This window comes from Oceanobacter sp. 5_MG-2023, from assembly GCF_030548165.1.
GTDB lineage: Bacteria > Pseudomonadota > Gammaproteobacteria > Pseudomonadales > Oceanobacteraceae > Oceanobacter.
The window spans coordinates 55934-79078 of record NZ_JAUORS010000008.1; the positions used below are offsets into that span (position 1 = coordinate 55934).

A 23145-nucleotide genomic window follows, 5' to 3' on the forward strand; every position below is an offset into this window, starting at 1 on the left:
GATGGTTTCGAATCACGAAGCCGACTTGCAGGCCTGACGGGTCAAGTCACAAGTCGGCGACACCGAGTCGAGATCATCCGGCAGCCCCTGAACAACGGCAACACTCGCGCAGAGCCGTGCAAGATTAAATCGATGTCCTCTCAAGGCTATTTTTCGCAAACGAAGCGCCGGTCCGGTTATCCAGTCCCGGCCAGACGTACCAGCATACGAGTTGTCATTATGTTCGAAAGTTTGACCGACCGACTTGGCAAAGCCCTCAAAAGCATTTCCGGCCAGGCCAAGTTAACCGAAGAAAACATCAAAGGCACTGTGCGTGAAGTTCGCATGGCGCTGTTGGAGGCCGACGTGGCCTTGCCCGTGGTGAAAGCCTTTACCGATCAGGTTAAAGAGCGCGCCATTGGCACCGAGGTGCTGAAAAGCCTGAATCCGGGTCAGGTCTTTCTGAAAATTGTCCATGAAGAGCTGCAAAGCGTCATGGGTGAAGCCAACGAAAAGCTGAACCTGGCGACCCAGCCTCCGGCTGTTGTGCTGATGGCCGGTCTGCAAGGTGCGGGTAAAACCACCACCGTCGCCAAGTTGGCCAAATATCTGGCCGAGCGTGAAAAGAAAAAAGTCATGGTGGTCTCTGCCGACGTGTATCGTCCGGCCGCCATCAAACAGCTGGAAACCCTTGCCAACGAAGTCGGGGCGCTGTTTTACCCGTCTGATATCAGCCAGAAACCTTTGGTCATTGCCCGTGGTGCGATCGACGCCGCGAAAAAGGCCCACGCTGATGTGCTGCTGGTGGATACCGCCGGACGTCTGGCGGTCGACGACGCCATGATGGCCGAGATCAAGGAACTCCACGCCGGAATCAACCCGATCGAAACCCTGTTTGTGGTTGATGCCATGACGGGTCAGGATGCGGCCAACACCGCCAAGGCCTTCAGTGAAGCCTTGCCGTTGACCGGGGTGGTACTGACCAAGGCAGACGGTGATGCGCGTGGTGGTGCGGCCCTGTCGGTGCGTCATATTACCGGCAAACCGATCAAGTTTATGGGGATGGGTGAGAAGACCGACGCGCTGGAGCCTTTCCATCCCGATCGTGTTGCTTCCCGTATTCTCGACCTGGGTGACGTACTGACCCTGATCGAGGAAGCCGAACGTAATATCGACAAGGCCAAGGCCGACAAGCTGGCGAAAAAACTGCAAAAAGGCAAAGGCTTCGATCTTGAAGACTTCCTCGACCAGTTGCAGCAAATGAAAAATATGGGTGGCCTGACCGGTATGCTCGACAAGTTGCCGGGTATGGGCAACATGAACCAGATGGCGAAACAAACCACCGCCGCTGAAAGCCAGTTCAAGCAGATGGAAGCGATTATTTTTTCCATGACGCTGGACGAGCGCCGTTTCCCGGACAAGATCAACGGTTCCCGTAAAAAACGTATTGCCAACGGCTCTGGCTCCCAGATCCAGGACGTTAACCGGGTGCTGAAACAGCACAAGCAAATGCAGAAAATGATGAAAAAAGTCACCGCCAAAGGTGGCATGAAAAAAATGATGCGCGCCATGGGTGGTATGGGTGGCGGCGGTATGGGCGGTCCGGGTGGCGGCTTGCCACCGGGCTTTGGTGGTGGTGGCGGTATGCCACCCATGCGCTAGGCCATCAGCTGGTCAATAAACCAGTCGATATCCAAAAGCCTGATGTGGTTATCCCCGTCAGGCTTTTTTTTATGCCGTTACCTGCTTAACAACCCATTCTGTTTTATGCTGCGGCTTCTTTTTATCGATACAGGAAGGATGATTGTGCAGTTGCGTCCCATAGACAAGAGCAGCTACAAAAAACGTCTTAATCAAGTGCAGGGTGGCGCGGTGGTGGCCTTGCTGGTACTGGCACTACTGTTCTCTGAACTGTACCGGGGGTTATGGGCCAATGGTGAGTCCAGCACCTGGTTAAATGCGCTGGCTGTCGCCACGGCTGCGGGGCTGGTCGGGCTGGTCTTTAATATCATCAAGGACAAACCCTGGATGGCGGACGTGGTGTACCTGTGGCGCCTGAAGCAGGAGCTGAACCGGATTTATCGCAGCAGCAAGCTGATAGAACAGGCGTTGGCTGATGGCGATCGTGAGGCATTTGTGATTCAGAACTTTAACTTGCGCGGCGCCAAGCTGTTGTACACCGCCGAAGACAACACCCTGACGCTGCCAGAGTTGCAAGAGAAAATCATCGAACTGGAAGCCACTCTGGCAGAGCGGCAATTGACCGTATCCGTTGATGAATACAGCCCGGCGCTGTTGGATGCCTTTAAACAGCGGCTGAAGTCAGGAGTTTAGCGGCCGCTGACTGCCTGGCGATGCTCGGGATCGAGGCACGGCAGTTCTTCATGAGGACGGCCGGGGGCAAGGTTGCTGTTGAGATAAGCGATGACTGCCGTGACCGGGTCAGATTCCGACGTCGCCACCAGAGTCGTGTGGCGTTCAGCCAGCCTCCGGGTGACACCTTCCCCGGCCGATCCGCAAATCGCAATATCCACCTCGTGTAATGGGTGCCGGTTACCGTCACCGCGGACATGCCATTCATGCAAGCTGCCTGCTGGTGACAAGGTCAGGTTCCAGACCAGTTCGGGCTGGCCCTGTGAGATGGCATAGACATGCCAGTGTGCTGCTCGGCCAGCGTGGGGAGATACGCTGCCGTTGTCTTGTACGGCAACAGCGATCAGGGTGTCTGTCATGGGAGTTCCTCCGGTTAATGGCGTTATGCTAAAACGGGAAGGCGTTGCGAATTTGATCCGTCGCAGGCAAGGGCACATCAATCGGACGAAAATGTCCAGAATGGCATGACTGGGCATTGAGTGGTGCACTGACGCTTATACCGGTTGTGCTGAACTGGCTGTTATTGATATCGCCAGTTATTTCTGCGGCTGAGGATTGGCGATTTCTTCCAGAATCGGACAGTCCGGGCGATCGTCACCGGCACAGCCTTGCAGCAGCGATTGCAAGCTGCTGACCATGGCTTGCAGCTCTGTAATGGTGTGATTCAGCACGTCAATATGTTCGGTAGCCAGACGTTTGACGTCTTCGCTGTGGCGAGACTGGTCTTGCCACAGGGCCAGCAGTTCTCCGGTTTTTTTAATCGAAAATCCCATATCCCGGGCACGACGGATAAACCTCAGTGTATGAATATCGGCCGAGGAGTACTGGCGATAGCCTGCAGCGCTGCGTCCCGCAGGCTGGATCAGGCCAATATTCTCGTAATAGCGCAGCATTTTGGCGCTGATGCCTGAGGCGCGGGCGGCGGCTCCAATGTTCATGCTGGTCTCCTGTCTTGTGGGACAATCGTGTGAAGGGTCAATCGTGTGAAGGTGCCATTATTGTTGTCTGGAAGATCACCGTGATCAGGCCAGACGGACACGGTTAAGTCGCAAGGCATTGCCAATAACAAACACCGACGACATGGCCATGGCAGCGGCCGCAACGGCGGGGGATAACAACCAACCGAAGGATGGATAAAACACCCCGGCCGCCAATGGCACCAGAGCTGCGTTGTAGGCAAAAGCCCAGAACAGGTTCTGGCGAATATTGGTCATGGTGGCCTTGCTCAGGGCAATAGCCGTGCGGGCACCGTTAAGGTTACCCGACATCAGTACCACGTCGGCGGCTTCAATGGCGACGTCGGTGCCTGTTCCAATCGCCATGCCGATATCGGCGGCGGCCAGTGCCGGGGCATCGTTGATGCCGTCACCAACAAAGAGCAATTGTTGGCCTGTCGGGAGTTTGTTCTTGAGCTGTTGCAAGGCGTCGACCTTGCCGCTGGGTAATACCTCGGCAATCACCTGATCAATCCCCAATGTCTGTGCAATGGCCGCGGCGGTGTGGTGGTTGTCGCCGGTAATCATTACCACCTTGAGACCCAGCTGGTGCAAACCGGCAATGGCGGCGGGGGTGCTGGCCTTGATCGGGTCCGAGACGGCGATAATAGCGGCGAGTTGGCCTGCCAACGCCACATACAGTGGCGTTTTGCCTTCCTGGCCGAGTTGGGCAGCGGTATGGGCCAGCGGGCGAATATCGATGCCGAGTTGTTGCATCAGTCGATCCGATCCCAGTGCAATGGTCTGCATCTGTCTATTTGGGGTGACGTCTGTCATCACCCTGGCGGTTACCCCCAAGCCCGCAAGCGAGGCGAAGTCGGAGCAGGTCGGCAGGTTCAGTTGTCGTTGCTGCGCGGCATCTTCAATGGCGCGGGCAATGGGGTGTTCGGAGTGTTGTTCAACCGCCGCGATCATGGCCAGCAGAGAATCTGCTTCAAGACCCGGGGTGACGTCGAAATCGGTCAACGCCGGTTTGCCCTCAGTCAGGGTGCCGGTTTTATCGAATGCAATCATCGCCACATCCTGTAACTGTTGCAGGGCCTCTCCTTTGCGGAATAACACACCGATGGCCGCCCCGCGCCCGGTGCCGACCATCAGCGAGGTGGGGGTGGCCAGTCCCATGGCACAAGGGCAGGCAACGATCAGCACCGCGATGGCGTTGACCAGGCCAAAGGTTAATGCCGGTTCAGGCCCAAAGATCAGCCATACCCCAAAAGTCAGCAAGGCCAGCGCCATAATGGTAGGCACAAACCAGAGTGTGACCTTGTCGACCAGGGCCTGAATCGGCAGTTTGGCCCCCTGGGCCTGCTCGACCATACGAATAATCTGCGCCAGTACGCTGTGTTCTCCAACGGCGGTTGCCTGCAGGGTCAGGGCACCGGACTGGTTCAGGGTGCCACCGGTAACGCTGTCGCCGGGCTGGCGGTGAACGGCTACCGGCTCTCCTGTCAGCATGGATTCGTCGACATAGCTGTCTCCTGCCACTACTTTGCCATCCACCGGGATGCGCTCACCGGGCCGCAGTTCGATACGATCTCCCGCTACTACATCGGCGAGGGCGATTGTGACCCGCTGGCCATTACGCTGTACCCGTGCTGTCTGGGGCTGCAGTCCCATCAGGTGGCGAATGGCGGCGGAGGTTTTCCCCTTGGCCCGGGCCTCCAGCAAACGCCCCAGCAGAATCAGCGTGACGATTACCGCCGCGGCTTCGTAATACACGTGCACGGTGCCGTGTGGCAGCAAGCCGGGTGCCAGTGTGGCGATGGTGGAGAACCCCCAGGCTGCCAGCGTACCGACCGCCACCAATGAATTCATATCGGGTGCGGCATGCAGCAGGGCGGGAATGCCCCGCAGATAAAATCCTCGTCCCGGACCTAGCAGCACCAGCGTGGTCAACGCGCCTTGTATCAGCCAGTTGGTGTGTTGGCCCAGAACGGTCATAAGCCACTGCTGCAGCGCTGGCACCAAATGGCCTCCCATGGCCAGCATAAACACTGGCAAGGTCAGGGCCACGGCCAGCCAGAAGTCGCGCTGGTATATTCTGGCTTCGGCGTTGCGCTTGGCCTGGGTGTCCAGCGACGCTTGCCCAGCGGGTTCGGCGCTGCTGATGGCGCGGGCGCCAAAACCGGCTTTGTCGATCACGGTGATCAGGTGTTCGGCGGTGGTGCCGGGCAGACATTGGATGCGTGCCTGTTCCGTACTCAGATTAACCTCGGCCTTGATGACGCCAGCCTGCAGATTGAGTTGTCGTTCGATACGACCGGAGCAGGACGCACAGGTCATGCCTTCGATGGCCAATTCTATGGGGGGCGGCAGATGCACTTTGTACCCGGCGAGGGTAATGGCGTCCATCAGGGCCTGTACCGACAGGCTGGCCTGGGGGGGTGTCGATGATCCGGCGGGTGCTGGTCTGGCTGTTACGGTGGCGGTTTCCGTCGCCAGATTAACGTTGGAGTTTTCGACACCGTCGACGTGGAGCAGTGCTTTTTGCACTCTGGCAGCGCAGGAGGCGCAGGTCATGCCATCGATACGCAGCTGCACTGTGTGTTCTGCGAGAGCCACGGTTGGGTCGGTGGCTGGGCTGGTGGTAGCAATGGCAGACATGGCATCTCCTTGTCAGGTTGTCAGGTCGAATAAAGCGTCAGTGTTGGCGGTGCCAGTTAATCAGCGGCGATGAGAGGGACAGGGTAAACCTTCCTATTATGGCAAGGTAAACCGAATCAGGATAAATCCGTCAGTCTGTACCCTGTCCATCGAGCCAGATCAATAGAATGGTATTTGGCGTTGCGGTTGTATTGACCTTGTCATGGGGACAGGGCTCATATGAAAGCGGTGTTGAATCATCAACATAGCATCAGAACCCACATTAAAATCACCGCGGCGGAGCACAGATACCAGCCGATAAAACAGGAGTCATCATGATGAAACTCAGTGTCGAAGGCATGACATGCAGTGGCTGTGTTAACGCGGTTACCCGCATTATTACTGGACTGGATGATCAGTCTGAAGTCCAGGTGTCGCTGGCAAGCGGACTGGTAGAAACCAATGCCCGGGTCGCGGCAGCCGAGTTGATCGCGGCGTTACATGAGGCTGGCTTCCCGGCTCACGAGCAAGGGTAACCGAATCATAGCGGCCAATAGCCCTTCTGTGAGGCAGGCCCAGCAAGCTGGCAGACTCTTTGCAATACCTCTTTGTGAGTTGGCAATTGACTAGGGAGACTGCCGTTATGACACTGTATTGCGGGGCATATTTGCCAGAAAGCGGGTTATCAGACAGCCCGTTTGTCGGGGCGCTGACAAGGGTTGCAGCAAAACTGACAAGTATGAGCGGGCGTCAGACCAACACGGAAGATCCTCATCTGGATCTCTACTTTCTGGTGCCGGGCAGCACCGATGTACCGCCGTTTCGGGGGATGCGTTTTCATTCATTTGACCGCACCAATCGGCGTTTGCGGATCGAATCCTCGGTCCCTGCGCATATGGTTGGGTCCCGTCACTGTCAGGCCTATGTACTGGCGGCGATTCAGGATGCGGTCGAAAACGCCGCCGACTTCTTTTCGCGTGAACATATCGAGTTTGATCACCAGTCCTATGACTCCATGATCAGCCGGTTAGTGGAGACGCACTGATGACCGATCCCGTCAAAATGATTCTGTGTGAAGACATCCAGAATCTGCTCGACAAGCCCGATCTGTTGCTGCTCGATTGTCGCGATGTTGGCGACTATCGCAGCCATCATCTTGAAGGGGCCTTGCATGCCCACGACAGCCTGATTGAAAGTCTGGTGCGCAAGGGCGACAAGCAACGACCGATCCTGATTTATTGCTACTCGGGTCATCGCAGTGAAAACCTGTGTGAGCTGTTTGGCGGCTTCGGTTTCAAACAGGTTTATAACCTTGGTGGAGGCTACCTGCGCTGGCAGGAGCTGCAAGTGGCAAGCTGATTATGAAAACCACCATGCAGACCGACCCGGCAGGTATCCGGGTCGGCGAATTGAATATCTGGGCCATGGACAAGGATCAGGATATCAAGCACCTGTTGCTGCTGCTGACAGAACAGCTGGGGGAGGATGGGTTTGCGATTGACGAACGCATCCTGACCGATCTGCGAGCGGTGTATATTTGTGATCTGGACGAACCGGAAATGCGCGCTTACCTGTATACCCTGGGTCAGGCGCCAGGTCGTTATGGCGTTCATCTGGAGTACCCCGAGTCATCGGAAGCCAATCCGGTGTACGACGTGTTTGAAAACCTGTCACTGCCATCACTGGTCAGTATCCTGGCTGTTCATCTGGACGTGAATGAAATCCAGCCTTTGCCTGTATTGCATTAACCGCGTCTTGCATTAACCACATCTTATGCTGTGTCCTGCAGTAACCGCCCTGCATTCACTCATGGCAGGCTGTTGCGCAGGTGATCTTGCCGTTCTCTGATTTTTTCTGTTATTCCCGGCACTGTTCCTGTGCTGTACCTGTACCTATGGCCTGCTCCTGGCATATCGGTCTGCCTGTTATACCTACAAAACGCACTGATACTGTTTCTCATTAATATTTTCAATTGTAGATTTGTAACTAACTGAGACACACTCTGTCGCCACAAAAAGGACCGTTGGCGCCGTGTATTACGTGTTCATCGTCTGATTCATCCACTTGACCATAACAAACAGGGACACCATGTCTGCGGCGCCCCCGGCAGCAAATTCTGCAACTCCAGTAGCCACCCGTTGGAAATCCGTGTCGTTGGCGACCTTGCGCCAATGGCATTGGGTCAGCTCCGCCTTGTGTCTGGTCGGCATGCTGCTGTTCGCCATCACCGGCATCACCTTGAACAACGCCCGCCATATTCCTGCCGAAGCCGTGGTTACCACCATCGAAACCACCTTGTCGCCCGGCTTGCTGGAGATACTGGCACAGCGTTCAGACGGCCCCTTGCCCTTGTCGGTGCGGCAATGGCTGCAGCAAAACCACGATCTGAGTATTCCGGCACTGGATGCCGAATGGGACGATCTTGAAGTCTACCTCGGTATGCCGCGACCGGGCGGTGATGCCTGGCTGAGCCTGGATCTGGAATCCGGCTGGCTGATTTACGAAAAGACCGACCGTGGGCCGATCTCGTTTCTGAACGATTTGCACAAAGGCCGTAATACCGGAGTGGCGTGGAGCTGGTTTCTGGATGTGTTTTCGGTCAGTTGCATTGTTTTTTCTCTGAGTGGCTGCTGGTTGCTGGTGCGATATGCCCGCCAGCGGCCGGGAACCTGGCCGATGGTGTCGCTGGGACTGGTGATACCTCTGCTGCTGGTTTTACTGACCATCCATTAAATCTGTAACGCGCCATCCTTGGCGGATGGCTCATGAACACACCATATAAGGAGTCTGTATGTTACCGGGTAAAAAATGCTTGCTGGTTCTGGCAGCCAGTGTGCTGGCCAGTCAGGCAAGCGCTACCGAGTTACGCATCGGCATTGAACTGCCTGACCTCAAGGTCGCGGAATACCACAAGCCCTATGTTGCGATCTGGCTGGAAAACAAGGACACCCGCGCAGTGACCAATCTGGACGTCTGGTACGACGCCGACATGGCGGATAACGAAGGTGACAAGTGGCTGAAAGACATGCGCCAGTGGTGGCGCAAAAGCGGCCGTTCGCTGGATATGCCCGTCGACGGCATCACCAGTGCCACCCGTGGCCCAGGCCAGTACGACCTTTCTTTTCGTAGCAATCAGGCCCGGTTGGCGGACTTGCCAGCGGGTAATTACCAGCTACGTGTGGAAGCCGCTCGGGAAGTGGGCGGACGTGAACTGCTGAGCATCCCGTTTCAATGGCCGGTGGACGGCAGCTTCAGTGCCACCGCCAATGGCTCCAAAGAGCTGGGCGACGTTGTCCTCAGTATCCAGCCCTGATCCTTGCCAACCCATCATTTGATAAAGGAATACGTGTATGAAACCACTGAAATTATTGAGCGCTGCCGTTTTGGCCGGTGCGACCCTGATGTCGATGCAGGTCAATGCGCACCGTGCCTGGATCTTGCCGGATGTGACGGTCTTGTCCGGAGAAGAGCCGGTGGTGGCGTTTGATGCTGCTGTCTCCAACGAAATCTTCAATTTTGACCATTTTGCCCTGAACGTTAAGAGCGTTCGTATCACCGCACCCGATGGCAGCATGGTGGAGCCGGAAAACGCCGCCAAAGCCCGCTACCGCAGCACCTTCGATCTGACCCTGAAGCAAGAAGGCACGTACCGGGTGTTTATCGCCTCACAAGGTCTGCGTGCGCGCTGGGAAAAAAGTGATGGCAAGCGAGGCTCTTACCCAGGGCGAGGTGAAGACTACACCCAGGAAGGTTTTGACAAGAACGTCCCCAAAAACGCCAAAAACCTGAAAGTAAGCCAATACTCCCGCCGCCTGGAAACCTTTGTGACTGCTGGCGAACCCTCCGACAATGCCAACAAGGTGACTGGCCAGGGCTTTGAAATGAAGCCGGTCACACATCCGACAGACCTGTACGTTGGGGAAGACGCGACGTTCCAGTTTCTGATTGACGGCAAGCCCGCCAAAGGCGCAAAAGTCACTCTGATTCGTGAAGGTTCCCGCTACCGCAACGATCAGGAAGCCATCGAGCTGACCACCAGTCGCCAGGGTAATATCCAGATTGACTGGCCTGCCCCGGGTCGCTACTTCCTGGAAGCGGAATACCAGGACGACGACGCCAAAAAACCGGCTACCGAACGTACCGGCAGCTACGTGGGTGTCTTTGAGGTACTGCCGGACTGATGAGTTACATCGGGATGGCGGAACTGCAAGCCATTGTGCTGGTGCTGGCCTGGTTGCTGTTGACGGGTTGGTGTTATCGGCACCGGCTCGGCTGGGGGGTTACACCTGCTGACGCCGATGGTGTCGGTGGGCCATTGTGTGTCTACGCCAGCGAAAGCGGCCATGCCCGCTCGCTGGCGGAACAGTGGCAACAGCGATTGCAGCACCAGGGTCGTGCTGCTCACCTGCTAACCCTGAATCAGCTGACTCAGGCACTGTTGTCGTCTTCATTGCCGCACGGTCGGGATATCTTTCTCTTTATCAGCACCACCGGAGAAGGAGAAGCCCCGGATAATGGCAACCGGTTTTTGTCCCGGTTGCAAGACCCACGCTCTGACCATGGGGGCTGGACATGTCGGGTTGCCGTTCTGGCGCTGGGAGACCGTGCCTACCCGGAATTCTGTGCGTTTGGGGTGGCTGTCAGTGATGCCTTGCAGGCAGCAGGGGCCGAGCGATTGTTTGAGCCGGTGCTGGTGGATAATCTGGCTCCGGCCGATTTGCAGCGCTGGCAGTCTCATCTCGACAGGGTGCCGGATTATACCGGTCTGAGTGCCGGTTTATGGGGCGATACGACTTCCATCACAGAGACCGACGGTATTTCGACAGCCGCCGCTGCTGGGCCGTTATCCGCCAAGCCGGCGCATACGCCAAATGTCTTGTTACGGCGGCAGTGTCTGAATCACGGCAGCCCCGGTCATCGGGTGTTCGAACTGGATTTTCAATGCTCCGACGTCTGGCAAGCCGGAGATATCGCCCGGCTGAGTCTGGATGATGCGGCGGGCAAAATACAAAGCCGCGATTACACCATCGCCAGTCTGCCATCGGAAGGGCATCTGCGGTTGCTGGTACGGGAGCAGTTCCAGGCTGATGGTCAGCCCGGACTGGGCAGCGGCTTTTTATGTACACAATTGCCATTGCAGGCAGCAGCGCGTTTACAGGTTATTGAGAACACTGGTTTCCATGCCCCGGATACCGATGTCCCGCTGATTCTGATTGGTAATGGCACCGGGCTGGCCGGACTGCGGGCACATCTGCAGCAGCGCTTTGAACGGAGTTCGACGGCCCGGCATTGGCTGATCTTTGGTGAACGTACCCTGGCTCACGACGCGCTCTGGCAGACAGAGCTGCAGCAATGGCAAGCGCAAGGTTTGCTGGGGCGTCTGGATTTGGCGTTCTCCCGCGACATTGACGGAGAGTTACAGACAGGGCATCTGACCCGGGGGTATGTGCAGCAGGTGCTGGAACAACAGCAGCAAGAACTGCAGCACTGGCTGCAACAGGGCGCGATGATTTATCTGTGTGGCAGTCGTGCCGGTATGGCCAGCGCTGTTGATCAGGTACTGCGTGCTGTACTGGGAGATGATCAGGTCGATGCGCTGGATGTGCAGGGCCGTTATCGCCGCGATGTCTATTGAATATGGGCACTTGCCCGGTGGAGCAAGTCGTCAGTCAGGTGACGGCTTGCTGTTCACAATTCCTCCGGCTGGTCGTGCGCAATGCGGTCAAAACAGGTAAGCTAGCCCACTTTTCTAGCACCCTGCCGGTACATTGATGGTCTGCACGGCCACGCCGGTGTTGGCGCTGCACGAATCCACCACTGCATTCGGGTTTTCACACCATGATGAAATACATCTCCACTCGGGGTAATGCGCCAGAGCTGGCGTTCGACGACGTTCTGTTAACCGGTCTGGCCGCTGACGGCGGCCTGTACGTACCGAAAGACGTGCCACAATTCTCTCTGGAAGAGATTGAATCCTGGCGTGACCTGTCGTATACCGAACTGGCGCACAAGGTGATTTATCCCTTCGTGGAAGGTTGCGTAGACGCCGATGCATTACAAGGCATGATCGATGATGTATACGGTGCTTTTGGTCATAAAGCTGTTGCGCCGTTGCAGCAGATCGACCACAACGAATACGTGCTGGAACTGTTTCACGGCCCGACGCTGGCGTTCAAGGATTTTGCCCTGCAACTGCTGGGACGCTTGCTGGATTACGTACTGGAACGGCGTCAGGAAAAGGTCGTGATCATGGGAGCCACCTCGGGTGATACCGGCTCGGCGGCCATCGAAGGCACCAAGGCTTGTCGTAATGTGGATATCTTTATCCTGCATCCCCATGGCAAGGTCTCTGAAGTGCAACGCCGCCAGATGACTACCGTTACCGGCGACAATATCTTCAACATCGCCATCGAAGGCAATTTCGACCAGGCGCAGGATATGGTCAAGGCCAGCTTTGGCGACCAGTCCTTCTTGCGCGGTGAACGCAAGCTGGTCGCTGTCAACAGCATCAACTGGGCACGCATCATGTCCCAGATTGTTTATTACTTCTATTCCAGCCTGAACCTGGGTGGTCCACTGCGGCCAATGGCATATTCGGTACCGACCGGGAATTTCGGCGATATTTTTGCCGGATACATGGCGCGTAAAATGGGCCTGCCAATCGAGCAGCTGATCATTGCGACCAATGAAAACGACGTCCTGCATCGGTTGATGAGCCAGAACCTGTACGAAGTTCACCCGCTCAAGCACACCATCACGCCATCCATGGACATTGCTGTATCGTCCAACTTTGAGCGTCTGTTGTTTGACCTGTACGATCGCGACGGCGCCGCTCTGGCCGACCTGATGGGCCGGATGAATGCCAAAACCGAAGTGGTCTCCCTCGACGCAGACAAGCTGGCCAGCGCCCGCCAGTTGTTCGACAGCCTCGCGGTGGATCAGGATGCCACCATTGCAACGATGCAACAGGTCTTTGCCGAAACCGGCTACCTGCTGGACCCGCATACCGCCATTGGTGTGAAAGCCGCTCGGGAATGCCGTCGCAACCCCCGGATTCCGATGATCACATTGGGCACCGCGCATCCGGTGAAATTCGAAGAAGCGGTCCAGCGCGCCGGATTCGAAATGCCCAAACTGCCGCATCATCTAACCGATCTGATGGAACGCGAAGAGCGGTTGAGCGTATTACCTGCCGATCTGGCCACCGTGCACGCATTTATTGCCAGCCACACCTTCAAAGACTGATTGGCTTGCCAGCGGGCACCAGCGTGCCCGCTGCCTGGTTTCTTATCACTTGACCATCGACCACTGGACTGCTGTGCAGATTATGGTAACGGTGGTACATCTGACATTCCGAGTTTGACTCTCTTCCCCCGAGGCTTGCCATGCAGTACGTATCCCTGAACGACTTTAAATGGGGCTGGATTTTCCGTCATCGTGAATTACCGATCGATTCTGAGACGTTGGCGCTGATTCGCCCGCTCGACAAGGCCTCAGCCAACCAGTTCTGGAAAACCCATATCAGCAAGGAAGCGGCGCATGCCAGCCACTTTCTAGGTGATGACTGGCCATCCAAAAAAGGTATCTGGCAGCCGAAGGCAAACTGGCAGAATGCCTGGGAAGCCGACGAAAACAGCATGCCGGAAGACCTGGCGCAGCATATTCACTGGGAGACCAACGTCACCGTCTTTTTTTGTTACGACGTCGATCATATTGTCCAGACGCGCTGGGATATATTTCAGCAACACTGGAAGAATTTTCTTTTTGTTGATGACCAGCCAATGTTACTGGGAAAGAGTCGTGATGAAGTGGTGTGGTTTTTTAATGATGGCTTATATCAAACAGGAACTCGTCCTAAACGGTGATGGTTTTCAAATGATAAGGCGATTGAGTTTTATTGATATAAAATTGTTTAAAATCAATAACTTGTTTGTTTTGCTACAAAATTGAAAATTCAATAATATTGGTAGGTGCAAACTTATTTATAACGTAAATATTGCATTTACAGACTTGCCGACCAGCCTTTTGATACCTAGACTTGGCATCAATGTAATCACGACAAGGATTAGGGGCTTATGAAAGGCGATAGCAAGGTTATTGAATACCTGAACCAGGTGTTAACCATTGAGCTGACTTCGATCAACCAGTATTTCCTGCATGCCCGCATGTATAAGAACTGGGGTTTCGAAGCACTCGACAAAAAATGCTTCAAAAAATCCATCAAGGATATGAAACAGGCTGATGAACTGATTGAACGCGTACTGTTTCTGGAAGGCCTGCCTAATCTGCAGAAACTGAATCGTCTGCGCATCGGTGAAAGCCCGGCCGAGATGTTGCAGTGCGACATGGACCAGATCGTCGAACAGCTGGCGCTGCTGCGTGAAGCCATCGCCTACTGTGAATCGGTCAAGGACTTCGTCAGTCGCGAAGTACTGGAAGAAATCACCGAGTACGAAGAAGAGCATCTGGACTGGATCGAAACCCAGCAGCATCTGATCGCCAACACCGGTATCGAAAACTATCTGCAGTCCATGATGAGCGACGACTAAGGGGAACACCATGAAAGGCAATCAACAGGTTATTGAAAAACTGAACGAACTGCTGGCGGGTGAACTCACTGCCATGGACCAGTACTTTGTTCACTCTTGCATGTATCAGGACTGGGGCCTGGACAAGCTGTACGTCCGTATCTCCCACGAATTTGATGACGAAAAACAACACGCTGCCGACCTGATTGAACGTATCCTGTTCCTCGAAGGCACACCCGATATGGTTACCCGTACACCGATTCACGTTGGTAACGATGTACCGACCATGTTGCAGAATGACCTGAATCTCGAATATCAGGTGGTGGCCGATGTTCGTGAGGTGATGGCTTATTGCGAGTCGGTTCAGGATTATGTAACGCGTGATATCTTGCTGAAAATGCTGGATGACACCGAAGTGGACCACGCTTACTGGCTGGAAAAACAGCTGGGCCTGATCAAGCGCATCGGCTTGCAGAACTACCTGCAATCACAAATGGATGCCCCTGCTGCCTGAGGACGCGATGCCCGCAGCTGCTGTCCGCTTTGACAGGACTGCGCCAACTCAAGCACGATTCAAAACAGCCCCTTGTTGAGCGATCAACCTGGGGCTGTTTTTTTGCCATCAAAATAAAGGGTTAGCCAGGAACCGATATGAACGAAATTCGATTTTCTACAGAACAAAAATCACACATGGCAGCCAAAGTGAAAAAATACTTCAACGACGAGCTGCAGCAAGACATTGGCAGCTTTGATGCCGAGTTTCTGATTGATTTTTTTGCCCGTGAAATCGGCCCGTATTACTACAATCGCGGTTTGCAAGACAGCCAGCAGCTGCTGCATGAAAAGATGGAAGAAGTGGGCTATTTGCTGCAAGAGCTGGAACAGCCAGAGGGGGAGTGAAATCCTCTATTAAGACACCAAATCCCTATTAAGACACCCACTAAACAATCCTACTATTGAGACACCCATCAACTCGACAATCCATTGAGACACCCATCAATCAAGCAATAACAATCCATTAAGACACCCACCAATCAAGTACTTTTGCCTGATTCCATTGCCGCGTCGCGATGTCATAATTGAAAATCATCAACTTCACGGACGGAGTTCGACTATGCCCAAGCCTCGTAAACAACAGGTCTCGATTGAGGCCACTCCTTATTACCACTGCGTTTCCCGCTGTGTACGTCGCGCTTATCTGTGTGGAACAGATTCAGTGTCTAGCCAGAGTTACGAACATCGGCGAGGCTGGCTGGAAGAGCGTATTCTGGCGTTACCGCAAATATTCGCCATCCAGGTTGCGGCTTATGCAGTGATGTCGAATCACTACCACGTGGTGCTGTTTATCGATACCTGGCAGGCTCAGGCCTGGAGCGATATGGACGTTGTGCTGCGCTGGCATCAGCTGTTCAAGGGCAATGCGCTGTCGCAGCGGTTTGTGCAGGAAGAATTGCTCTCAGAGCCGGAGCAGCAGCGGTTGTCGATTCTGATTGAGGAATGGCGCTCCCGATTGTCGGATATCAGCTGGTTTATGCGCGTGTTAAACGAAGCCATTGCCCGCGAGGCGAATGCGGAAGACGACTGCTCCGGGCGATTCTGGGAAGGTCGTTTCAAGTCCCAGGCATTGCTCGACGAAGCGGCGTTACTCAGTTGCATGGCTTACGTGGATTTAAATCCGGTGAGAGCGAAAATTGCCGCGACGCTTGAAACCTCCGATCACACATCCGTTAGCCGTCGAATCAATGACGCAACAACGACGGTGAATACCGATGCCATCGAACGGCAATCTTCCGGGCTTTTGCCATTTGTTGGCCACCCGAAACAGAATTCACCCGTGGGTATCCAGATGCCGTTGAGTGACTATCTGGCGTTAGTTGATGCAACCGGGCGGATAGCTCGCGGCGATAAACGTGGCGCGATTGATACAAGCTTATCGCCGATCCTCAGCCGAATTGGCCTAGATGACAATCAGTGGCTGACCATTAGTCAGCAATTCGAGCAGTGCTTCACAACCTTTGTTGGTAGCGAATCCAATGTTCGTTCTGCCTGCGAACGACTCGGTTACAAACGACCGACCGGGATAGCACCAGCCAGGAAGCTGTTGGCGGGCTGATCCGAATCACTCACCGCGAATTTCCCAAACCAGGTACGACGATCAGAGACATACTCTGAGGCTTGATCACGCGCAACGATCAAGATTTATCCTTTTTATCACTAGTTCGCCCTGCCAATGACCACCAAAAACAGGCAGATTAGTCTGGCAAAGCCTGAAGTGGGATACCGCAGCTTGAAAATAAAAGTGGGTGTCCCAATTTATTCCGGTGTCCCAATTTCAGCCAATTTCACCGGAAAATAAAAGTGGGTGTCCTAGTTAAAAAGATGTCCCTGACCAGAGTGGCTCAGGGCAAGCCGGTCATCAGTAGTTTGATCCCGTAGGACATCGAAAAAACGGCGGTAAAACCGATTAAATACAGCAGTAAAAACCATTGCCAGGATTTAAGCCTGGCTATCTTGTTTTTAATAGTGGTTACATCCATTAATAACCCTCCTGATAATCTTCTACCTTGCCGGAAAATACCCGGTAACCCCATAAGGTATAAAGGCAAATCAGCGGGATAAAAATACACACGCCGGGTAATAAAAAGTACAGGCTGCTGTCGGGGGATGCTGCTGCCATAAAGGTTAGCTGGCCCGGTATCAGATAGGGAAACAGACCAACAACCAATCCGGCAAAGCTGAGCAAAAAGATGATGGCGGCACACCAGAAGGGGCGGCTTTCGTGTTGGTGGTTGTGCAGTCCTCGCCAGGCGAATAATGCTGCCACAAAGGTCAGTATCGGCAGTGGCGACAACAATAAAAAGTGGTTGTCGGTAAACCAGCGATCCCTTATAGCTGGCTGACTGATTACGGTCCATAAACTCACTGCCACCATGGCGAACAGGGTGGTCATCAGCAGGTATTTTCCCAGTTTGGCGGCGTGTTGCTGAATCTGGCCACGACTTTTCATATAGAGATAGCAGGCGGCTAATAAAGCGTAACCTGCCATAACCGCAAAGCCCGTCAATACCGAAAAGGGTGTTAGCCAATGCAGGCTCGACAGGCTGTGACTACCTGCTGGAATACCTTGCACCAGAGAGCCTAGCAGCATGCCCTGGCAAAAAGCGGCAATGGCAGAACCGGCGCTGAAGGCAAAATCCCAATAGGGTCGCGAGGTGTCGGATTTGAAACGATATTCAAACGCCACTCCCCGGAAAATCAGCGCAAACAGCATCAGCATAATCGGCAGGTAAAATACCGTGGTAATCGCGGCATAGGCAGCAGGGAAGGCTGCAAATAGCATGACGCCGCCAAATACCAGCCAGGTTTCATTACCGTCCCAGACGTGTGAGATGGAGCGCATCAGGTGGTCACGTTCACCATCCTGATCAAACCAGGGGTAGAGAATGCCGATCCCCAGGTCAAAGCCATCCAGCAACACATACATAAAGATGGAAAATCCCAATAACAGGAAATAGAACAAGGCCAGATCCATTATTTTGCTCCTCGTTCTTGTTGGTTCAGGTTTTTGACCCAGGCGAGGGCATAGCCGGGGGCATCCATACCAATCAACTGTTCTTCCAGTGCGTTCATGGTGGGTGGGCCTTTTTTAATCAATTTGCGCATGAAGTAGAGGTAAACACCCAGCAGGGAGGTATAGATCAACACAAACATGATCAGCGTGAACAACACCCGCTCGGCTGGTAGTGGCGATACGATGTCTGCGGTACGCACCAGGTTATAAACAATCCAGGGCTGGCGACCGACTTCCACCACGTACCAGCCAGCGAGCACCGCAATCACTCCACTGGGAGTAAACAGCGTTACCAGTGCCAGAAAGGGTTTGCTCTCAAACAAGCGCTCTTTGCGACGTAAAGCCAGCGCCAGCAGGGCAATACAGATCATGCCGAAGCCAATACCGACCATTACCCGGAATGACCAGAACACCAGTGGTACGTTGGGACGATCTGCTGCCGGTACGGCTTTCAGGCCTTGCAGCGCGCCATCCCAGCTATGGGTCAACAGCAGGCTGCCAAGGTTTGGAATCGCAATTTCATAATCGTTGGATTCGGTGGCCATGTTCGGCATGGCAAACAGCAGTAGTGGTACGTTGTTTTCTTCCGCAGGCCAAATGCCCTCAATCGCCGCCAGCTTGGTTGGCTGGTGCTCCTTGACGCTCAAGCCGTGCATATCACCCACCCATGCTTGTAATGGCGTCAAGACCAGAGCGAACCACATGCACATGGACAAGCCTTTGCGGGCGAAGGGAATATGCTGTTTTTTTAACAGGTAGTAAGCACTGATACCGGCGACCACAAAGGTGGCGGTGATCAACGAGGCCATCAGCATATGCATCAGGCGGTAAGGCATGGAGGGGTTGAAGATGACTTCCATCCAGCTGGCCACCTCAAAGTGGCCATCGACAATGATGTAACCGGCAGGGGTTTGCATCCAGGAGTTGGCAACAATAATCCAGAATGCGGAAAACCAGGTGCCGACCATCACCACCGTGGTGGCAAAGAAGTGCAGTTTGCGGCCAACCCGCTGCCAGCCAAATAGCATCACCCCAAGAAAACCGGCTTCCATAAAAAAGGCCGTTAGCACTTCATAAGCCATTAATGGCCCTAATACTGCGCCAGTCATTTCCGAAAACCTGGAAAAATTGGTGCCGAATTCATAGGATAAAACAATACCGGATACGACGCCCATACCAAAGGTAATGGCAAAGGGTTTTATCCAGAATTTGGCCAGTTGCAAGTAATAAGGGTTGTGGGTTTTTAACCATAAACCTTCCCAGATAGCAATTAATGTGGCCAGGCCAATAGTAATGCTGGGGAAGATAATATGAAAGCTCACCGTAAAGGCGAACTGCAATCTGGATAATAGAGCGACGTCGAGATCCATAGCCATTCCAATAGTGTTAAACCAGAGCTTTTAATATTTTATAAAAAACAAAAGCCGTGAATGATAAAAATGATTGATCAAGTCGTCCGCTAGTTGGCCTTGTTGCTGGCCAGCGTGCGCATTTTCTGGATGGCCAAAGGAAATAATGCCAAACCAGCAATGCTGAACAGTGCGATGACTTCCGTCATGAAAAATCCAGTATTCATTTTGCTTTCTCCAAAAACAGATAAAATTTTGAGATAGATCAAGAAATATGATTTGCTTACAAGCAATCGATAGGCCAATTTTTATTGGTTTTTATCTTGTTGATTTTTAAGGATAAAAATTAATTTTTGTGTGAATTGTAAAGTAAGTTTACGATTGTTTGCTATGGTGGTGTAAGCGAGGTTGACAGTTTGAAGCTCTCATTGATGTTTGAAATCGCCATGTTGGTCTCCAGTGTTTGCGGTTTTTTGGTCGCGGCCTGGCTACTCTGGCGTGCTCGCAAACAAAGCGACCTGCAAGCCTTGGCTGGTTTTGCCATCATGATGGCGGTGTGGTGTTTTGGCCATGTGGTGCTGTTTCATGGTTATGAACGTATTGGTATTTATATAATTCTGGCCAATCCACTGATGCCTACTTTTTTCCTGCACTTTGCGATTCGGTTTGTAAACTCCGGTGCTGCCAGAGAAGATAAACTTGATCGTCTTTATCAAACGGTTCCCTGGTTTTATGCCACCAGTATTGCCGTGGTATTACAAAGCTGGTGGGTGGGTGCCGGAGATTCTATTGGCACCTTGGATATCCGTTACTTTTTTGTCTTTACCGACGTGGGTGTCTGGAATTTATCTTATACCGTACTGATCGGTATACTGGCACACGCAGTATTATTGTTTGGCTGGTATCGTCATTCGGGTAATAAAAAGCGATCGATTCTGGCGATGTTTGGTGTAGGAGCCTGGGGGCTGCTACTGGCTACCAGCTTTGTTTTTCCTTCTTTTGGCATCAGCTGGTTTCCCTATCCGATGTTGCTGCTGCCTACCTACTTGCTGCTGCTGGTGTATGCCGTGGTGCGTTATCAGATTCTGTCGGTCAATGCTTTTGCCAACCGGGCACTGTTGTGGGTGTCCATGATGTTGGTGATTCTGTGTCTGATTGCGGTGATCGGGGTGGTGTCCGGGCGTATCGGTTTACAGGCATTGGCGAATGTGCCCAGTTGGCAACTGTGGTTGTATTCGTTGCTGGTATTGGTGGTGGCTGCATTTATCTATCAGCCGTTAAGTCGGATGGTATCGCGGTTGATTTATCCGGGGGCTTCGCTGAACGAAACCGTGCTGGAGACTTGGTCAACCCGGTTAAAGGAAGCGGAAGACTGGTCTCAGCTGGTCAGTCTGGGTGAGCAGTTGCTCTCACAACAAATACGCCACAAGGTCGCTATCCAACTGGATAAGCCGGTTCCGATGGAGCCATCCCACCACACTGCGTTGGCGCTGCGGCTATCACGATCAGCGTCTGGCTGGCATTTTGTGTTGGTGGGTTGGGACGATGCCAGCCCTGGTATGCGTCTGACGGCGGAAGTGTTTGCGTCGCTGTTCTCGACCAGTTGTGGTTTGTTGGAGCATTCGCTGGCGCTGGCGGCGGCGGAGCGTAAACGGCTGGATGAACAGCACCTGGTCGAGCTGGGTAGCCTGTCGGCAGCGATGGCGCATGAGTTGCGTAATCCCCTGAATATCATTGCGATGGCGGCTTATGATGCACCTGCTGCCACCCGCCAGCATATTCAAACCCAGCTTAAGAGAGCAGACCGGCTGGTCAGCGATATGCTGGTGTATTCCGGCGGTCTGACTCTGCAAGTCAGCGTTATTCCCTTGCGGGCGTTAGTGGCGAATGTCTTGGCGCAAGCTCCGTCCGACGGAGTGGTGTGTGAGCTGAAAATCGCCGAGACACTTGAGCTGGAAGGGGACCCGCAACGACTGCAGCAGGTGTTTATTAACCTGATCGATAATGCCCTGTCGTTCCTGCGTAATGCGGCCGACGGCCACTTGTGTATCGAGGCTGAGAAAGAGGGGCAATATCTGCTGGTGCGCGTTCACAACAACGGGCCGGAAGTGGATGCCGGACTGCAAGGGGATGCTCTGTTTCAGCCATTTGTCACTCGGCGGGCAGGCGGCAGTGGTCTGGGGTTGGCGATTGTGCGGCGTATTGTCGATGCCCATCAAGGCCAGATTTATCACCGCAAGGATAGCGATTGGCCGGTAACGTTTGAGCTGCGGTTACCGTGCCGCCCGGCAACAGCATCTGCTGTCGGACCGGCTGCCGTGGTTACACAGAATAATGACTTTTTGCCAGAGCAACTTTTATGACACGTGCCAAGACACAACAACGCATATTACTGGTGGATGACGAGCCGGCATTTCGGGAGCTGGCCAGTCGCTGGTTGGCGAATCAGGGTTATCACGTCAAAACTGCCGTCAGCCTGGACGATGCCCGTCAGGCGCTGGTGTCGTTTGAGGCTGACCTGGTGTTACTGGATTTATCCATGCCGCCGCTGTTTGACCCCCAGGTTACCCTGGCGGCGATGGCTGACTTTGACGGTCGGCCAGTGATTATTATCACCGGCCATGCCGATCGTGATCTGGCGCTGCAAGCGGTGGCGCAAGGAGCGTGGGATTTTATCGCCAAGCCGATTGATCCTGACATGCTGGCGGTGGTGGTGCGGCGGGCGCTGATCAAGACGACGCTGGAGCGAGAGCTACAGCAGCTGAAACAGTCCAGCCAGCAGCCATCAGGGGCGGCGGCCTATCTGGGCCTTTCGGCCAGTGCACAAAAAGTGCGGGCCTTGATTGAGCGTATCGCGCCCACGGACGTGCGGGTGCTGGTCACCGGGCCATCAGGAACGGGCAAGGAAGTGATCTCGCGGGCATTACACGACCTGAGTCATCGCTCGGACAAGCCTTTTGTATCGGTGCATTGTGGAGCGATACCGGCCGACTTGCTGGAAAGTGAATTGTTTGGCTACGTCAAAGGCGCGTTTACCGGAGCCGAAAAAGACAAGGCCGGTTTGTTAAGCCTGGCCGATGGCGGCACATTGTTTCTGGATGAAATTGGTGAAATGCCATTGGCAATGCAGGTGAAGTTATTACGCGTGTTGCAGGAAGGCACGTTTTTCCCGGTGGGAGGGCGCGAGCAAAAACACATCGATATCCGGGTGGTCTCTGCCACCAATGCCGATTTGGCCGAAAAGGTACGCGGTGCTGAATTTCGCGAAGATCTGTATTACCGCATTAAAGGCGTCAATATAGAAACCCGGCCACTGTCGGAGCGACAGGAAGATGTACCGGTATTGCTGCAGGCATTCCTGTCGCGTTTGCAGCAACAGCAAGGTAAAAGCTGGCAGCTCAGCCCGGAGGCGATGCACTGGTTCCGGAGCCAGACCTGGCCTGGTAATGTTCGGGAATTAAGGAATGCCCTCGAAAGCGTGGCGTCCATTTGCCCAGAAGGGCAAATTACCCTGGAGGATATTCAGCTGCTGTATCCTGCGACGGCAGGAGCGGTGGCCGGAAATCCGGCGTCCGCCATCGAGTGTGCGGTCGCTGACGTGCCTCTCAGTGAAGCGAGCCTGGATGAGCAGGTCAGGGCGCTGGAGATCCGACTGATCGGGCAGGCGCTGTTGCAATGTAGCGGCAACCGTACCCGGGCCGCCCGGCAATTGGGTATCTCCCGGCAAGGGTTGATCAAGAAAATAGAACGTTATGGGCTATAGGCCT

The 23145-nt window shown here is 54.1% G+C and carries 24 protein-coding genes; 18 read left to right on the forward strand and 6 right to left on the reverse strand.

Annotation, left to right across the window (positions count from 1 at the left end):
- Positions 1-219: 219 nt before the first annotated feature.
- The gene (gene ffh, locus Q4551_RS07255; RefSeq protein WP_303432806.1) at positions 220-1641 is read left to right on the forward strand and encodes a signal recognition particle protein; all 1422 of its coding nucleotides are present in this window, start codon (positions 220-222) and stop codon (positions 1639-1641) included.
- Between the two features lie 144 nt (positions 1642-1785).
- The gene (locus Q4551_RS07260; protein ID WP_303432808.1) at positions 1786-2313 is read left to right on the forward strand and encodes a DUF3087 family protein; all 528 of its coding nucleotides are present in this window, start codon (positions 1786-1788) and stop codon (positions 2311-2313) included.
- On the opposite strand, the gene Q4551_RS07265 is transcribed toward Q4551_RS07260, so the two are convergent.
- The 3 genes from Q4551_RS07265 to Q4551_RS07275 all read right to left on the reverse strand — a co-directional run bounded on the left by Q4551_RS07265 (position 2310) and on the right by Q4551_RS07275 (position 5951).
- Positions 2310-2711, reverse strand: a complete 402-nt coding sequence (locus Q4551_RS07265) for a NifB/NifX family molybdenum-iron cluster-binding protein (protein ID WP_303432809.1) — start codon at positions 2709-2711, stop codon at positions 2310-2312. The two genes, Q4551_RS07260 and Q4551_RS07265, sit on opposite strands and share 4 nt — an antisense overlap.
- A 177-nt stretch (positions 2712-2888) precedes the next feature.
- Entirely contained in the window at positions 2889-3290 is a 402-nt protein-coding gene (cueR, locus tag Q4551_RS07270; RefSeq protein WP_303432810.1) for a Cu(I)-responsive transcriptional regulator, read from the reverse strand.
- Between the two features lie 84 nt (positions 3291-3374).
- A complete protein-coding gene (locus tag Q4551_RS07275) occupies positions 3375-5951 on the reverse strand; it encodes a heavy metal translocating P-type ATPase (protein ID WP_303432811.1) in 2577 nt (858 codons plus the stop codon).
- A 314-nt stretch (positions 5952-6265) separates the two neighbouring features.
- On the opposite strand from Q4551_RS07275, the gene Q4551_RS07280 reads away from it, so the two are divergent.
- The 14 genes from Q4551_RS07280 to Q4551_RS07345 all read left to right on the forward strand — a co-directional run bounded on the left by Q4551_RS07280 (position 6266) and on the right by Q4551_RS07345 (position 16571).
- On the forward strand, positions 6266-6466 hold the full coding sequence (locus Q4551_RS07280) for a heavy-metal-associated domain-containing protein (RefSeq protein WP_303432812.1): 201 nt from the start codon (positions 6266-6268) through the stop codon (positions 6464-6466).
- A gap of 107 nt (positions 6467-6573) precedes the next feature.
- Positions 6574-6975 carry a hypothetical protein gene (locus Q4551_RS07285; protein ID WP_303432813.1) on the forward strand — a complete coding sequence of 134 codons (402 nt, stop codon included), beginning with the start codon at positions 6574-6576 and terminating at the stop codon, positions 6973-6975.
- Complete coding sequence (locus tag Q4551_RS07290; RefSeq protein ID WP_303432814.1) at positions 6975-7289, forward strand: rhodanese-like domain-containing protein; 315 nt, start codon at positions 6975-6977, stop codon at positions 7287-7289. Before Q4551_RS07285 ends, Q4551_RS07290 begins: the two co-directional genes overlap by 1 nt.
- Before the next feature lie 2 nt (positions 7290-7291).
- Complete coding sequence (locus Q4551_RS07295) at positions 7292-7678, forward strand: hypothetical protein (RefSeq protein ID WP_303432815.1); 387 nt, start codon at positions 7292-7294, stop codon at positions 7676-7678.
- A 340-nt stretch (positions 7679-8018) separates the two neighbouring features.
- Complete coding sequence (locus Q4551_RS07300) at positions 8019-8663, forward strand: PepSY-associated TM helix domain-containing protein (RefSeq protein ID WP_303432816.1); 645 nt, start codon at positions 8019-8021, stop codon at positions 8661-8663.
- Between the two features lie 58 nt (positions 8664-8721).
- Positions 8722-9243 (forward strand): DUF2271 domain-containing protein, encoded by a 522-nt coding sequence (locus Q4551_RS07305; RefSeq protein ID WP_303432817.1) that lies wholly within the window; start codon positions 8722-8724, stop codon positions 9241-9243.
- 37 nt (positions 9244-9280) lie between these two features.
- The gene (locus Q4551_RS07310) at positions 9281-10111 is read left to right on the forward strand and encodes a DUF4198 domain-containing protein (protein WP_303432818.1); all 831 of its coding nucleotides are present in this window, start codon (positions 9281-9283) and stop codon (positions 10109-10111) included.
- Positions 10111-11565, forward strand: coding sequence for an NADPH cytochrome P450 oxidoreductase family protein (locus Q4551_RS07315; RefSeq protein ID WP_303432820.1), 1455 nt, complete (start codon positions 10111-10113; stop codon positions 11563-11565). Before Q4551_RS07310 ends, Q4551_RS07315 begins: the two co-directional genes overlap by 1 nt.
- 206 nt (positions 11566-11771) lie before the next feature.
- A complete protein-coding gene (gene thrC / locus Q4551_RS07320) occupies positions 11772-13175 on the forward strand; it encodes a threonine synthase (protein WP_303432917.1) in 1404 nt (467 codons plus the stop codon).
- Positions 13176-13315: 140 nt separating this feature from the next.
- Positions 13316-13795, forward strand: coding sequence for a DUF2947 domain-containing protein (locus tag Q4551_RS07325; protein ID WP_303432821.1), 480 nt, complete (start codon positions 13316-13318; stop codon positions 13793-13795).
- A 210-nt stretch (positions 13796-14005) separates the two neighbouring features.
- Positions 14006-14479: a bacterioferritin gene (bfr, locus tag Q4551_RS07330; RefSeq protein ID WP_303432822.1), complete on the forward strand. Its 474-nt coding sequence runs from the start codon at positions 14006-14008 to the stop codon at positions 14477-14479.
- Between the two features lie 10 nt (positions 14480-14489).
- Positions 14490-14972 (forward strand): bacterioferritin, encoded by a 483-nt coding sequence (gene bfr, locus Q4551_RS07335; protein ID WP_303432823.1) that lies wholly within the window; start codon positions 14490-14492, stop codon positions 14970-14972.
- A gap of 137 nt (positions 14973-15109) precedes the next feature.
- The gene (locus Q4551_RS07340; RefSeq protein WP_303432824.1) at positions 15110-15358 is read left to right on the forward strand and encodes a DUF2164 domain-containing protein; all 249 of its coding nucleotides are present in this window, start codon (positions 15110-15112) and stop codon (positions 15356-15358) included.
- A 214-nt stretch (positions 15359-15572) separates the two neighbouring features.
- Positions 15573-16571, forward strand: a complete 999-nt coding sequence (locus tag Q4551_RS07345) for a transposase (RefSeq protein ID WP_303432825.1) — start codon at positions 15573-15575, stop codon at positions 16569-16571.
- Positions 16572-16857: 286 nt separating this feature from the next.
- Here Q4551_RS07345 and Q4551_RS07350 read toward each other — a convergent pair whose 3' ends face one another.
- The 3 genes from Q4551_RS07350 to Q4551_RS07360 are packed head-to-tail and all read right to left on the reverse strand — an operon-like array spanning position 16858 to position 19399.
- Positions 16858-16995, reverse strand: a complete 138-nt coding sequence (locus Q4551_RS07350) for a hypothetical protein (protein WP_303432826.1) — start codon at positions 16993-16995, stop codon at positions 16858-16860.
- Positions 16995-17990: a cytochrome d ubiquinol oxidase subunit II gene (cydB, locus tag Q4551_RS07355; RefSeq protein WP_303432828.1), complete on the reverse strand. Its 996-nt coding sequence runs from the start codon at positions 17988-17990 to the stop codon at positions 16995-16997. Before cydB ends, Q4551_RS07350 begins: the two co-directional genes overlap by 1 nt.
- Positions 17990-19399 (reverse strand): cytochrome ubiquinol oxidase subunit I, encoded by a 1410-nt coding sequence (locus tag Q4551_RS07360; protein WP_303432830.1) that lies wholly within the window; start codon positions 19397-19399, stop codon positions 17990-17992. Before Q4551_RS07360 ends, cydB begins: the two co-directional genes overlap by 1 nt.
- Positions 19400-19794: 395 nt before the next feature.
- Here Q4551_RS07360 and Q4551_RS07365 point away from each other — a divergent pair, with 395 nt between their 5' ends.
- On the forward strand, positions 19795-21741 hold the full coding sequence (locus tag Q4551_RS07365; protein ID WP_303432831.1) for a sensor histidine kinase: 1947 nt from the start codon (positions 19795-19797) through the stop codon (positions 21739-21741).
- Positions 21738-23141: a sigma-54 dependent transcriptional regulator gene (locus tag Q4551_RS07370; RefSeq protein WP_303432832.1), complete on the forward strand. Its 1404-nt coding sequence runs from the start codon at positions 21738-21740 to the stop codon at positions 23139-23141. Before Q4551_RS07365 ends, Q4551_RS07370 begins: the two co-directional genes overlap by 4 nt.
- Positions 23142-23145 lie beyond the last annotated feature (4 nt).